The sequence below is a fragment of the Legionella drozanskii LLAP-1 genome (genome assembly GCF_001467585.1).
Lineage (GTDB): Bacteria > Pseudomonadota > Gammaproteobacteria > Legionellales > Legionellaceae > Tatlockia > Tatlockia drozanskii.
Genome location: NZ_LNXY01000020.1, coordinates 1008111 through 1022024 on the forward strand (window position 1 = coordinate 1008111; position 13914 = coordinate 1022024).

The window sequence follows — 13914 nt, forward strand, 5'->3', positions numbered from 1 at the left end:
TAGCACGGCGATTAATGTAAAAAGGCTCTATAAAGCAAATATAAGCCGACAAGAATGTAAATTAGCGCTGAAACAATGACATAAGTTGGATTCTTAAGCCATCCTTTTGCAATTTTAATACCCACTTCTGGAGCAAACAGACGCAACAGACCGCCCAGCAGAACTAACCAAGCAATTAGGGTAACAATCACAGGCCATCCCATCACCCAAACATTATGGCTGAGCACCAACAATAGCCCCAAAATCAGAGTTAGGGATGCAATGAGCACCATAAGTGCGCTATCCGATATAAGATCAGTAATTACTGTTTTGAGGGTTTGTCGACGTATAACTAAAAACAAACCTATAATCACTAGATAAAAACCGAGTAGCTTTGCTAAAAAAATCGTAAGTTCCATGGCAATTCCCCAATATTCTGAATGAGTTATCCATACTATAAGTATAGTTGAACAATATTTTTATAAGTGCAATATGTCTGTATTTTTTGCACTATTTTGGATTATCGTCTACTTTTTACACTAAGTACTTTTAATAGAGGTTTTTACTGTCAGGAGAGCAAATGATCGAATATAACTATAAAAATTTTAAGATATATTACGATATTGAATTAGATAAAAAATCAACAAAATTATATACAGCAGACGGTTATATTTTTACTTCTGTAGACAAAAAAAATCCCGTCTTAGCAAGAAGATTTCATACGGAACATACTTCGAAAAGAGGTGTGACAACTGCAATCAAACGACTTATTGAAAATTATATCGATTTTGAATGGGAAGAGTTCTACGAAGTGCATGGTAAGGAAAAGAAAATAGTGAATTAATTAAGAGAATCTTATTTTGATGAATTGTTAATTATTCCTTAAGCTTTTATTTGTTATTATACCCCCATTCTTTTTTGGGGCCCTTCATGCCTAAATTCGTCTATAACGGCCAAATTTTAACTAAATTTAAAGATAAAACCGCAGGTAAGAATAAAAGTCCTGTTGATGGTTTTTATGAAACTGATGATGAACCCAAGAAAAAGTATTTTATTAAAAAACCCGCCGACCAAAGAGAATTGTTCATTGAAGGCTTAATAGGGAAATTATTTATTAAGCTCAAAGAGAAGGGGCTAATTGAGAAAGAATATCATCGTTCTCTTGTTTGTGCTGACTTCATTCAATGTGAGGATGGCAGTTACGCCCTCATTCAACCCTGCGAAAATTTTGATGAACTTTTTAAGCTGATTGGCACAGGCCACAGAGATGGTTCAGATCGCGACCCACTTTATGAAATGTTTTATGGTGCCTCGCTTTATCCAGGGCTAACTAATCTGGGTGCCTACTTTGGTCTATCTTCCGTTCTCATGTTAGCAATCCTTGTTGGAAACTACAGTGTCCACAGTGGTAATATTGTCGTTTTGAAAGACGAATTTGAAACTGAACAAGGAAAAGTTAAACAATTCGCTGGTATTGACAATGGCGCTGCTAACCGTGATTTTGCCCACCCTGACAATAACGGGGACGATATCCTTATTCCTCGTGAATATAAAGGAACAACAAATACCGCCTGGTTCACCAAAGGTTATATAGCAAATTATCAAAACATCAAAAATCTACGTCCCAGCATGCGTAAGCATGCAGAGAAACTCAAAGAAAAATTAGCCGACAAATTTGGGCCTACCTTATTTGCTGATCTTATGACTGAGATTTTTAAAGAGCTCCCTGCCGATTTGTTAAAACCTGAGGACGAAAAGACTCGCCAATCTTTAGCTAAATATATGGCTATTGACGGATTTGAAACAGCAACGTTTGGAAAAAATGGTAATTTCCAAGCAGTTCATAAGGACTATGTCGATACTTTAAATAAACGTTTAGGCAAACTCTGTCAATTGCAGGAAGCCCCCGCTCTTGCGACAAACCCAAGTGCCGCTCTCTATCAAAGCGTCCTCTTTTCTGATCCGCCAAGCTCAATTTCAGCGGAACAACAAGAAATTCCGCTGAGCTCTGCGATAGATATGAAGGAAACAATTTCATTTCCAGAGCGAATGGAAAGTTGGCTGGAGCATTTTCAGCATCTGAAAACGCCTATTGATTTTACTAAGATTGACTATTCATTACTTACTCAGCAATTTAGCCACTATGTAGACGTTCTAGCACACCAAGCTGATCTCTATAATATATGGGGACACGATTCTAGCTCCCCACACAACTTCTTGGTTCCTTCCGAGGAAATGTCGGATAAAGCTGAACATGGTTATGCCTTTGTTCCTCAATATCGAGAAGGCAGAATCTTACATCATTTATATACGTTCCAAAGCGTTGAGCAGCATGGCTTTAGTCGTTTCACTTATTATGACAAACTGGATGGCGAATTCCGTAAGACAGAAGCAGCTAATGGTTCAGCATGGCAAAAAATAACAGACGCCTTACATCAAGTACAAGGTATCTTAACCGCGATTAAACAATTACAACGAGCAACCGATAAAGAAGCCTTTATGGATGAAGAGGATATTCTACACTTTCGCAAAGTTCTTAATGCTCACTTACGAAATTATCTTGAAGCGTCCAAACAAATTAAGGATTTATTTGCTTCACAAACTAACTTAGAACCTATTAATCAAGATAGTTTATTTTTCTATCCCATTAAGGATTCAGAGCTATTTAAAATGAGTGGTGATCAGCTACTGACTATTTGTTTTGAAGAACTGTACTCTATACAACCAGAATTGTTTGAATTTAGCCCTTTAGGCGCAAAAATAATTAGTGAAGATAAGCTTTGGGAAAAAATGAGTGCTGCCTATCCTGAGTCGACCTTCAAGCTTCGTTTTGATAATAAGAACGATAATAAAATGAATGCCTTAGCTACGTTGCGTACTAACTTTGTAGATTGTCGTACTAACTTAGCGCATTTTCATAAAATCCCTACCTTAACAGAAAAAGAAGGGGCTTTTGCTGAAATTGAGGAAGTACTTGATCAACTTCCTCCCCATTTACAAGCAATGCTTATGCAAGAGTTTGAAGGTGCACGTTCCCTTTTACTCTCATGGCAAACAGCGAATGGTACTTTCCATGAAAAACTCCGCGAATATTACACGAAGCAAACTAAGCTGCAAAAAATTGAAGCCTATCAACCTGTCATGGACGCATTTTATGATTTACCTAATCCTTTACAGCAAGCACATCAAAAAACCTTCGACGAGTTCACGAAAGACCATAGAGCATTAGTCGAAGAGTACAAAAAGGAATGCCGTTTTCTTGATGCTTGTGGTGATTTTGATGCCGCGCAAACCTTGACTGACAAGCTAGTCTTTGTTGCCAACATTCGCGATGCCTTTGAGGCATTACCTGTGGGAATAAAGGAAAATCACCTAGATCAATTTAGTCAATTCACCAACTTTGAAGTTTGTCACGATAGAATAGTTGGTTTTCATCAAGCGACTACTTTGCCAGAAAAAGAACAAGCTTTCGCTGAAATAGAGGAATTGCTCAGTCAACATATTCCCCAATATCGAGAACTGTTCAAAGAAGAGCTTGAAATCGCAAACTCCATTTTGAGTACCTGGCGAAAAAAAGATGACAGTTTCTTAGAAAAACATCGCGTATATTACGTGATGCCAACCAAACAAAGAACTGCAGCTTATCAGCCTGTGATAGACGCATTTGACGAATTGTCCGAGGAGTTGCGGAAAGTACATCAAGAGACATTCGATGCTTTTAGGCAAAGCCATGAAACGCTAGTCGATACGCTTCGTAAAGAAGAACTTTATGAGCAAGCTCGTCGTCTTTTTGATGCAGCACCCACCTTAGCGGCTAAAATAGCCACCTTTGACCAGCTAAAGAAGGCATTTGAGCAATTACCTTCTGATGTGAAAGAAATTTTTCAAGGTCTATTCAATCAAGTTAAATCGGATCATGAGAACATTTATCTCAAACTAAGAGATAATCAAATTGTTGATTCAGAAACATCAAGCGTATCTATCGAGAAGGTATTACTGAAAATCAATACCAGTGGAGAAGTCGCTCAACGACTAAAATCAGCCGCTATTTCAGATAGGATTTTGTGGCAAGCGATTGCAACAGGTAAAAAAGAACAATTATCGACAGAAATTGCTAATGATTTGCTAGTTTTAATAAAATATCGGGATACCCAGGTTCAAGCAGATCCTAGCGATGCGGCTTATGTTGGGGAAATTAATGATTTCTATCAAGACTCCTTAAGTATCCGATTATCCACAGCACCTATAAAAGAGCAGGCATCGCAAATCATTAATGCAGCTGAAACTAAATTTAATCATCGTGATAAATATAAACGCGCATTTGCTGATGTAATCATGATCTTAGGGGTTATGTTTGGTGGATTGGGGGCTATATTTATGCTGGCTCGCAAATTTGTATTTAGTACTTCTCTTCTTTTTAGCCAGGCACAAACTAATAGGCAAACAGTTCTGATGGACAATTGGATGCAAAACAACAATGAGCTAGACAACAAGGAAGAGACCTGTCTGTTTCATGAACCACCAGCCATTTCGGTGAAGTAGGTCATTTGCCATTACAGTTTAACTGTAGGTTGATTCTGAATCTCCGCGAAAGCGTGGCTGGGATGGTCATGTCTTAGATTCGCTTTGGGTAGGTGAGGAACTATCCCCAAGATCGTTGTCCCAGTTCAATTACTTTATCGCTAACCCAAAGATTAATTTCTCAGATCTCTGTATAAACGATGAAAAATCCTGTAACTTAACTCGATTATTGAAACAATTTAATCAAAACTAAGTTTACAATAGGAAGTGTAATCAGCTAATGAACTGGATGCATTTTTCAACTCTTCGAAAATTAACTCTTATTTCTATCCTCGTGTTACTGGTAGGTTGTCATTCTATTGGGCCAAGACAAATTAGTTTGGATAGAGGACGTTACAATGACATCGTCCGCGAAACCGATGAAGCTCAATTCTTAAAAAATATTGTTCGCTTACGTTATGTTGAACCGACTTATTTCTTGAAGGTTACAGGAGTCACCTCATCCTATACCTTAAATTCTTCAATCACTGCAGATCCCAATGGGTCTTGGATGGGTGGAATAGATAGTGGTCTTAGAACTAGTCTTAAAACTTGGGCAATGGGAGTAACTCCTACTCTTACTTATTCAGATTCTCCAACGATTAGTTATGCTCCACTCGACGATGCTGAGTTTATCGGTGCTTTGTTAAGGCCCATCAGTTTTCGCGATGTTATTTTACTTTTTCATGGTGGTATTCACGATTCTCGTTTAATGTTTAGACTTATTTTTGATCAGATAGGACGGTTTGATAATATTTCATTTTCCACAAGTTCTGGCTATCTCAAGGTTTCACATAGTTATGATGCTCAATTTAACCAATACCTCCTTTTTCTTGAAATAATGCACCAATTGATTATGAAAAAAGAATTATCCATTACCCCAATCAATTATGAAAAACAACTTGGGCTATTACTGCATTTTTATAATGAGAACTCTCAAGGAGGCGCCAAGTTAAAAAAATTATTAAACCTTAAATCGAAATCATCTGATATTGCGCTGTTCAATGAAGGATTTGCTGCAAATGCCGCTAATCGTAACGGCGAAGTTTCAATATCTCCACGGGTTGAAAGAAATATCGCTTTTGTAAATTTCCGTTCAGTGTATGGCATATTGACCTTTCTCTCTAATGCTGTCCAAGTTCCTCCTGCTGATCTTAAAAAATGTCGGTCCTATATAACGACTTATGAAGATGGAACACCTTTTGATTGGAGGAAAGTTATGAGAGGGATCATGACAATCTATAGTAGTCGAGAACTACCTAGAGATGCTTTTGTGAGAACCCAATACAATGGCTATTGGTTTTATATCAGTAATTCTGATATTGCTTCAAAAAGAACTTTTACTTTAGCAACTCGATTACTCATCTTAACAGCGGGAAGAGATAAGACTCCCACTCAAACTGCACCCGTTTTAACTTTGCCAGTTGGTGCACGTTAATGCATCAGGAAGACGAGCAATTAATTCCGGAGCCGCTTTACAGTCATGAACTTCGCCACCAGTGAGGTCAAACTCCATTGGAAAGCCGTAGCCATCAACAGCCCTCGGTATTTTTGTAGTATTTCAACCTCTGGATTGGCCAATAGCCGCGATTTTACGAGTTTGCCCTTAATAATCCGGTCATACTGATAATCTTGAACATCGTGTTCATCAACATCAAAAGAAGATAATTCCAAATTGTTACACAAGTACCCGCTTACCTATCAGATGAATGTATTCTCAACCCTTTAATACACGGGAAGAAGCTCTTGCAGCTGAGCTAGGAATTAAAGGATGGAGTCGTAGAAAAAAAAGCGCTTAGATCTCAAGATTGGAGTAGCTGAAACATTATGCTTCGAGGCGGCGCTAATGCGCCTCCTCAGCATGAACGGATTAGAAACCTATAAATTCCATTTCTCAACCAATACTTAGGGCTAATTGGAAGCTCAAGCCGCGTGACTACGGGGAGGAGCAAATGTCAACAGCCCTTATTTTAGCCCAAGCCAAAAAATACTAATCAAACACATCTTGCCTAATAATTTCACAATATGAGCGATACATTTGACAAAAATAGCGCTTCTAGTATAACATTCAACCAGAATAGATATTCAAACAATTGTATATCTATTATTCAATTACGCTAATTAGGAAAACATCGCTAATGCACTATCCTTACACCATTGTCGATATTTACGATTTTGATCGAACGATTTCTAGAGAACATACTGCTGGAAAGCAGGATGATTATGAAGCAAAATACAACACCAAATCAGGCCTTGATGAACGAGTTGTCCATAAGGACAATCGATTTTCCGCAGTCGCGACCTTTCATCAAGATCCTAGGTATGTTTTATCTTATTTCTTGCCGCTTTTAAAATTAGAAGAAAAAGATGTCGAAAAAACAGAGGTTGACCTGTTTGAATATCATCAATTCACTAAATTTTATTTCAAAGATTGTCCGCAGCCCTTTATTGTTGCAACTCCTCGGCTAGACAATTATGAAAAAAATAGAGATATTATCTGGTCTAACGGCAAAAATCTCATGCTAACGTCCCTGAGAGACGCCATACCTAGCTCTGAATATCATTATTATGATGATACCGAGAAATGCTATGTTCAGGCTTATTCTTTAAACTTTCTCCATTGTTATCACGTCAACGCAGCAGCGTCCGAATTTAGTTTCCTCGGGACACGCCAACCTGGTCCAGGAGCAGAATTGGAAAATTATCTTAACTGCTATCTCCTTTATGCCAAAGAACAATTAAAGATATCGAGAAAAGAAGGTACAATGAGTCAGCTAGGAGAATCGCTTCGCTCATTATCCATCTATGCTAAAAACTCTTCTGAGGGAAAGGAGAAAGAGCAAGAGAAAGAATTAGAATCCTCTTCAGAATTGGTGGCCAAAACGAAGGAATCTTCGCAAGAAATCAGCTTACTAGTTAAACAAATTCCAGTGATCAAAAATCTAATTCAATTCTTAGACTCAGATTCAACCAATGAGGTCGAGGGCTTAGAATTGTTACGCGAAGGAGAGCTTGGGTCTTTCATTAAAAAATGGGAACTAAAAGCTGAGACTTCTTTAGAGCAGTTTATTTCTCAAGTACAAAAAAACAGAGTATCAGCTGAGGGTTACGTATCCGGGGAGGATTATGACGATCTATCCTCCTATCCCCTCTAAAATATAGCTGCTCTTTGGATATGAGCAAGCAGGGGTAGGTCAGGCCTGGTTGGCCCGACCTACGCCTACGCTCCCGGTTTGTAGGCGGTACGTAGGTAGAGACTATTACGATTGCTTGGCTTTCTAGTCAATTGGTCTTATTGGCAACAACAATGAAGCGTTTTGAGTTCCCAGATCTGGAATTAAAGTTCCAAGCTCTGGACTACCTAATCCCGTCACATAATCATAACCATCTTGAGCAGAACAGAAATAGTCACAATCACCGTTGATACCTGAACTGACATCGTTAAAATTGTAAATGTAACTGCCAGTATTGGAGTTTGCAATTGCATACAATAGGTTAGTTAAGTTTCCACCTAAAGTAGAACCTATCGATGAATTCGCAACTGCTGCAATAGCAGCCCATTGAGGGGCGCCAGCACTTGTTCCGCCCACCACTTGCCAGCCTGTGCCTTCATCGCTTGGCACTGAGTTGTAAACAGCAAATCCAGTCTGAGGATCAGCATTATAAGCCACATCAGGTACACCGCGCATGTCATTAGCTTGCGGTGTGGGTAAACCGCTTTGGCTTGCCGGCCAAGCTTCTATCGCACTTAATCCACCGCCACTTCCGGACCAAGCTGTTTCACCATGGTAGTTTCCATGAGAATCAACGGTTAAAGTAGTTCCACCAACGCCCAAGACATAAGGTGAAGAAGCGGGATACATTGTACCTGCTCCATTGTCGCCAGAAGAAGCTACGAAAGTGACTTTAGGATTGCTGAAGATTTGATCGTAAGTAGTTTGTTGAGCAAATTCACCACCACCCCAACTCATAGAAACCACGGTCGCTCCCTTGTCAACGGCAACTTGGATGGCTTTAAATAAATCTTCTAGGCTATCACTTGCGGCTTCCACAAGCATAATCTTGGCTTCTGGCGCCATTGCATAAGCCCATTCGACATCAAGTGCAATTTCTCCTGACCAACCTGCATCGGTTCTTGGCCTTTTACCACTGGCATAAATTTTCTTAAAACAGCCGTTCTTAGTAGTACAAGAAGGTAAGCCAAAATTTTTGGTGAATACGCCTAAGTCAGCTTCGATACGTGGATCGTCAAAAGCATCGACAATCGCAATAATCTGTCCCTTTCCTTTCGCAGGAATGGTATTAAAACCATAGGCATTACGAACTTGATTGGGGGTAAGTCCTGAAGGCATCAGATGAGAAGTGTGTGGCTTATAATGGATCGGATGGGTCGCAACGCCTGGTGCAACTGCTGGTGCATCCGCTAGGGCATGAGCTTGTGTGCTTAATATACCCAATAGTACTGGCGCAACAAGTGACTTTAACTGGAAACTATCCAATCTTTTTTTCATTACATCTCCTTATAAATTAATACATCCTAAAGCTTGGTGGTCTATCTTAGACATTCTGTTTTTCTAACAAGAAAAACTTTGCAAGTTAGCCCCGACAGATCCTGTCATAGCGACATTAATTTGTCTAGTTTCTAAAAAAATTTGCTTAGGCTTAATGAGGCTAATCCCCCCTCGCTTAATCGGGGTTCACTTTGACACCTACCTCACTCACTACGCAACGAAGCCATTGGTTCCAATTTGGCAGCGCGTCTTGCGGGATAAAAACCAAAGAAAATACCCGTCGCCACGGATACAGCGAAGCCCGCCAAAGGCGGAATAAAATAGATAGTAAAAAACCAATCACTAAAATAGGCTACCACACGCGTAAAAATCAACCCCAGGATGACACCCAAAACGCCGCCTAAAAGTGAAAGCATGACGGACTCCACTAGAAAAAGAGTTTGAATTTCTTTGTTCCTTGCACCCACTGCTTTGCGTATTCCGATTTCTTTTTTACGTTCACTGACCGAGACTAACATAACATTCATCACACCAATACCGCCCACTAAGAGTGAAATAGAGCCAATAACTGCGAGTAAAAGCGTAAAAATATGACCTTGACTTTCCATGCTCTCAATAATTTGTTTAGCACTTCGTGGGAAAAGATTTAACTTAGGCGCCTGTGAAATGAGAATTTGTTTTACCTGCTCAATCACCTCATCGATGGGACTTTCAGGTTTTAATAATAGTACCGCATTATTAATTTTATTGTCCTTACTCACTAAAGCCATTCCGGCTATGGGAATAATCGCCGATTGATTAATGTCTTCATTAAAAAAACCATTTTCTTTCCAAGGCTCTGCAATGCCAATGATGGTGTATAATGAGCGCCCAATTTGTAATTGTTTGCCAAGCGGATCTTCAAAACTAACTTCCTGTAATTGACGCGCTAAACCATCTCCAATCACACAATAGTGCTCAAATGATTCGAGAAAGGAAACAAAATGACCGCGAGCCAGTTTCACATTGATGATTTTTTTTAGGGATTCATCGGCGCCAATAATCGCCCCCTGCACAACTTTTCCGGCAAAACTAATGGGTTGATAGCCTGTGCTGTAGGGGGCAATTTGTAAAACAGCAGGAACACGCTCCGGAATTTGCCGCCAAACTGACAGGGGGATTTCATTCTCGCCATTATTCGATTGACTGGTGGTTTTTTGATAGACAGAGATGGCGAGTAAATCAGTGCCAAGTGCTTTAAATTGCGCCAATGCTTTTTCAGTCGCCAATTGCCCACAGCTAATCAAAGCAACCACAGCAGCCGTACCCACTAGAATGCCTAACACCGCAAGAAAAGATCGTAATTTCGCAGCGGCTAAATTGATTAAAGCTTGTTGAAAATGACTCATCAGCGTCATTGTCGACTCTCTGCAATAATCTGCCCATCAGCGATAGTGATGCGCCTCGCGCATTGCGCTGCAACTTGTTCATCATGGGTAACTAAAATAATGGTGCGGCCTTCTTTATGCAAAGCCAAAAATAAATTCATTACTTCGGTGCCTGTACGCGAGTCCAAGGCACCTGTCGGCTCATCCGCTAAAATAACTCTGGGCTCTCCGACTAAAGCACGTGCAATAGCAACTCGCTGTTGTTGTCCTCCGGATAATTGCGTCGGACGATGCTCTGCAAAAGCTTTCATTCCCACACGTGCGAGTGCAGAACTGGCGCGTTCTTTTATTTCGTCAGGAAGGACATGCCGATAAGTTAAAGGGAGTGCAACATTTTGTTGAGCACTAAAGCGAGGTAGCAAATTAAATTGTTGAAATACGAAACCGATGGTTTGATTGCGTAAAGCCGCTAAAGCATCATCCTCTAAACCCGCAATATTATTGCCTTGCAGTAAATAATTACCGCCATCAGGCTTATCCAGCAAGCCAATGATATTCATCAATGTTGACTTACCCGAACCTGAAGCACCCACAATAGCAAGTAACTCGCCTTCCTCAACGGTTAAAGAAACTTCTCTTAAAACAGTTGAACTTAGACCGCCAATTTCATAGGTTTTTACGATATTATCCAAGGCAATTAACGACCGATTAATCATAGGCCACCACATCACCCGCCTTAAGCCCGGAAGCAACAACGACTTTATCGGCAAGCGCAGCACCCGTTGTTACAACACGCGTTTCGCTCGCTCCGTTTCCTGCTTGTAATTGGACAATCGATTTTCCTTTTTCTTGCTTCACCGCCGAAATGGGTACTAATAATTGCTCGTCATTATTAATTGCAATTTCGATAGCGGCACTCATACCCACTTTAACCCAAGCTCGCTGAGTTTCACTCAGTTCTTTAACCTCAACAACCGCACTAAATGAAGGCAAAGCCCCCCCTGCAGTCGTAGAAGCTTGCGCATTAATAGCAATCAGCTCACCCTTTAACTGCTGTCGACCTAAAGCGACACCGGTTACATTAGCCAACATACCTGGGCGCAGTTTATCAATATCGATTTCAGGTATATCTATCTCCACGCTGACTCCAGTTAAATCACCTACCAGGGCAATCACCTGCCCGGATTTAACCGTCGAACCAACGCTCAATTTTCCCGATTTCTCATCTGCCGCAGTTTTAGGAGGATAAAGTAAAACACCATCCGAGGGAGCCTTTAAATGAATTAAATTATGTTGACCGGTCAATGCCTGCCGAACTTTGTCAAATTCCGCAATGGTCAATTCCGATATGTGCTGGGCATTGCCATCATCCATTTTTTCCAACATTTCGGTGAGCTTGCGAGTTGTTTGTATTAAACTGACCTTGGCCGTTGCCAAGCTTGATTTTTCACTTAGATAATTATTTTTCGATAAAAGCCCGGCATCCCACAGTTCTTGTGTACCATGAAATTTTGCTTGAGTGACCGTAAAATTATCTTTCGCTTTGAGGTATTCAGTGAGCGTATCGTTATATTGTTTCTGCAATTCGTTGGAATTTAAAGTTATAACGACATCCCCTTTTTTCACCTGCTGACCATAATGGTAATGCATGGTTTCAACCACTGCATCCATGGGGCTTGTGAGCGTGCTTTCTCGCAGAGGTTGTATAGTCCCTGTAAAAAACAAGGATTTATGAACCGTTTCTGGTTTCACCACATAGGTTTGGACACCACTCTTTTTTTGTTCGACCTGGCTTCCACAGCTTTGCAATAAACTCATTAAAGCAAGAATTACTAATATTAATCCGTATTTCATCCGCCATACCTAAGTTTAATTTGCCAATAATCCAATGTTTTTCCCAAAATGCGATCCAGAGTAGATAATTGATTAAGATACGCGATTTTCGCACTAATTAAGCCCATTTGCGCTTGAATTAATTGGTTTTGCGTATTATTCACATCTAAAGCACTTGCAATACCGGCCTGTTGTTTTTTCTTTTCTAATTCATAAGACTTTTCTGCTAAAGCAACTTGTTTTTCTGCAAGCTGATAACGTTTAGCTAAACTCTCAATAGAGTTGATGGTATTCGTAATTGTCGTTTCTAACGCCCGCTTCATCGCGATAAGGTTTAGGCGATCTTTTTCTAGGCGCACCTTTGCCGAAATGAGTTGATTCCGGCGATTAATATCATGCAGAGGAACTGTTAAGGTGACTCTGGCCGTTTGATTCATATTTTGGCCATTATAGATCGTTGGAAAACCACGTTGTCTATCAACTTGATTGATACTGCCCGTTTGCACATTAGCACCAACATCCAGTTGCCAAAGCTGCTGATTTTTCGCCTGGGCATAGGCTCTTTCATCCGCACGCAGCGCCATTGTTTGGGCTAAATATTGGGTGTTGTGCGCCAGCGCCCAATCAATGGATTCTTTCATCTTTGGCACTCTGAGATGTTCAACGACAACATTACTCGGCACCGATAAGCGCATTTTAGGATCAAGTCCAATAGTTTGCAGTAAATCTTGAGCTGCTATTTTAAAATCATTCTCCGCCTGCTCCACCATCAGACTAAGGGATTCAATTTGATAGGATTGTTGAATGTTACCCGTTGGCTCCAATTGCCCGGCGGCAATCTTTTTCTCATTAATTTCATAAGTCTTACGTGCTTCTTGTAACTGTAATTTTTGATTTTGTAAATTATTACCACTTAAGATGAGTGCACGATAAGCGGTGATCACTTGCGTGACCTGGTCAATCACCGATTGTTGCAAATTTAATTTATTTAACCACTCAGCATCCATGGCATCCAATAAACCCGCCTCATTCGCTGCCCTGCCAAATCCGCGCAATAAGGGCTGGTTAATCGAAAAATTGAGTACCGGCGAATAACTGTTGTAATTGGAAACATTATTATCAATATTCAAACCAAGCTGCGTTCCTAATTTGGTTTTTAAATTCAACTCCGGGGAAGCGATATAACTCTTATTGGTCGTATTACCCACCCCGCTATAACGACTTTTTTCAATTGCAGCAGACCCCGCTAGCGCATACTGTAGCTCAAACTCATTATGGGCTAGACGCAATTGATAGCGTTGAATAATCCGATCCAATTCCGCATTTTGAATATTAGGATTGTAGCGAAGAGCAAGCAAAATCGCTTCCCGCAAACTTAAGCGCTGGGCTTTTTTATGACGTATATCGGGAGAGGTTGGTAAATCCACCCAATTATTGAGCATGAATTCAGGGTTGCTTATCGCTTTTTGCAAGCGATCTTCCGCTTCGGAAACATGGGCTGCCTCATCACTAGGTTTATCGACCCAACGATATAGCGTTGTTGGTTCTAGTGACTTCACAGGAGCGGGGTTAGCGGCAAACAATGAGCTACTTAGGGCCAGGCAATAGCCAAGCATCAAGCACTGCCAATTCTTTAAAAAAGCCACTACCCATAATCCTATAAA

General features: G+C 40.4%; 10 protein-coding genes and 1 pseudogene. 4 read left to right on the forward strand and 7 right to left on the reverse strand.

The features are described from left to right. Nucleotides 1-11 precede the first annotated feature (11 nt). The gene (locus tag Ldro_RS08845) at nt 12-398 is read right to left on the reverse strand and encodes a hypothetical protein (RefSeq protein ID WP_058496024.1); all 387 of its coding nucleotides are present in this window, start codon (nt 396-398) and stop codon (nt 12-14) included. A 161-nt stretch (nt 399-559) separates the two neighbouring features. On the opposite strand from Ldro_RS08845, the gene Ldro_RS08850 reads away from it, so the two are divergent. The 3 genes from Ldro_RS08850 to Ldro_RS08860 all read left to right on the forward strand — a co-directional run bounded on the left by Ldro_RS08850 (nt 560) and on the right by Ldro_RS08860 (nt 5977). Beyond that, complete coding sequence (locus Ldro_RS08850; protein WP_058496025.1) at nt 560-823, forward strand: hypothetical protein; 264 nt, start codon at nt 560-562, stop codon at nt 821-823. Nucleotides 824-909: 86 nt separating this feature from the next. Then, entirely contained in the window at nt 910-4521 is a 3612-nt protein-coding gene (locus Ldro_RS08855) for a LepB GTPase-activating domain-containing protein (protein ID WP_058496026.1), read from the forward strand. Between the two features lie 259 nt (nt 4522-4780). Beyond that, nucleotides 4781-5977, forward strand: coding sequence for a hypothetical protein (locus Ldro_RS08860; RefSeq protein ID WP_131764402.1), 1197 nt, complete (start codon nt 4781-4783; stop codon nt 5975-5977). Here Ldro_RS08860 and Ldro_RS16600 read toward each other — a convergent pair. Then, nucleotides 5978-6124 (reverse strand): annotated as a pseudogene (locus Ldro_RS16600) (IS5/IS1182 family transposase); the annotation flags it as partial. A gap of 553 nt (nt 6125-6677) precedes the next feature. On the opposite strand from Ldro_RS16600, the gene Ldro_RS08865 reads away from it, so the two are divergent. Then, nucleotides 6678-7694, forward strand: coding sequence for a hypothetical protein (locus Ldro_RS08865; RefSeq protein ID WP_058496028.1), 1017 nt, complete (start codon nt 6678-6680; stop codon nt 7692-7694). A gap of 123 nt (nt 7695-7817) precedes the next feature. On the opposite strand, the gene Ldro_RS08870 is transcribed toward Ldro_RS08865, so the two are convergent. The 5 genes from Ldro_RS08870 to Ldro_RS08890 form a co-directional block, all read right to left on the reverse strand. Beyond that, nucleotides 7818-9050 carry a S53 family peptidase gene (locus Ldro_RS08870; RefSeq protein WP_131764401.1) on the reverse strand — a complete coding sequence of 411 codons (1233 nt, stop codon included), beginning with the start codon at nt 9048-9050 and terminating at the stop codon, nt 7818-7820. Between the two features lie 203 nt (nt 9051-9253). Continuing rightward, on the reverse strand, nt 9254-10447 hold the full coding sequence (locus Ldro_RS08875; protein WP_058496029.1) for an ABC transporter permease: 1194 nt from the start codon (nt 10445-10447) through the stop codon (nt 9254-9256). Next, nucleotides 10444-11133, reverse strand: coding sequence for an ABC transporter ATP-binding protein (locus Ldro_RS08880; protein ID WP_083497920.1), 690 nt, complete (start codon nt 11131-11133; stop codon nt 10444-10446). Before Ldro_RS08880 ends, Ldro_RS08875 begins: the two co-directional genes overlap by 4 nt. Next, the gene (locus tag Ldro_RS08885; RefSeq protein WP_058496030.1) at nt 11126-12271 is read right to left on the reverse strand and encodes an efflux RND transporter periplasmic adaptor subunit; all 1146 of its coding nucleotides are present in this window, start codon (nt 12269-12271) and stop codon (nt 11126-11128) included. The genes Ldro_RS08880 and Ldro_RS08885 overlap by 8 nt, the downstream gene beginning before the upstream one ends. Then, nucleotides 12268-13866 (reverse strand): TolC family protein, encoded by a 1599-nt coding sequence (locus Ldro_RS08890; RefSeq protein ID WP_083497939.1) that lies wholly within the window; start codon nt 13864-13866, stop codon nt 12268-12270. The genes Ldro_RS08885 and Ldro_RS08890 overlap by 4 nt, the downstream gene beginning before the upstream one ends. Nucleotides 13867-13914: the final 48 nt, after the last annotated feature.

Coding starts and splice junctions, on each gene's coding strand:
- Ldro_RS08860 (WP_131764402.1), top strand. CDS start 4,781: ATGAACTGGATGCATTTTTCAACTCTTCGAAAATTAACTCTTATTTCT.
- Ldro_RS08855 (WP_058496026.1), top strand. CDS start 910: ATGCCTAAATTCGTCTATAACGGCCAAATTTTAACTAAATTTAAAGAT.
- Ldro_RS08845 (WP_058496024.1), bottom strand. CDS start 398: ATGGAACTTACGATTTTTTTAGCAAAGCTACTCGGTTTTTATCTAGTG.
- Ldro_RS08885 (WP_058496030.1), bottom strand. CDS start 12,271: ATGAAATACGGATTAATATTAGTAATTCTTGCTTTAATGAGTTTATTG.
- Ldro_RS08850 (WP_058496025.1), top strand. CDS start 560: ATGATCGAATATAACTATAAAAATTTTAAGATATATTACGATATTGAA.
- Ldro_RS08865 (WP_058496028.1), top strand. CDS start 6,678: ATGCACTATCCTTACACCATTGTCGATATTTACGATTTTGATCGAACG.
- Ldro_RS08875 (WP_058496029.1), bottom strand. CDS start 10,447: ATGACGCTGATGAGTCATTTTCAACAAGCTTTAATCAATTTAGCCGCT.
- Ldro_RS08870 (WP_131764401.1), bottom strand. CDS start 9,050: ATGAAAAAAAGATTGGATAGTTTCCAGTTAAAGTCACTTGTTGCGCCA.
- Ldro_RS08890 (WP_083497939.1), bottom strand. CDS start 13,866: ATGCTTGGCTATTGCCTGGCCCTAAGTAGCTCATTGTTTGCCGCTAAC.
- Ldro_RS08880 (WP_083497920.1), bottom strand. CDS start 11,133: ATGATTAATCGGTCGTTAATTGCCTTGGATAATATCGTAAAAACCTAT.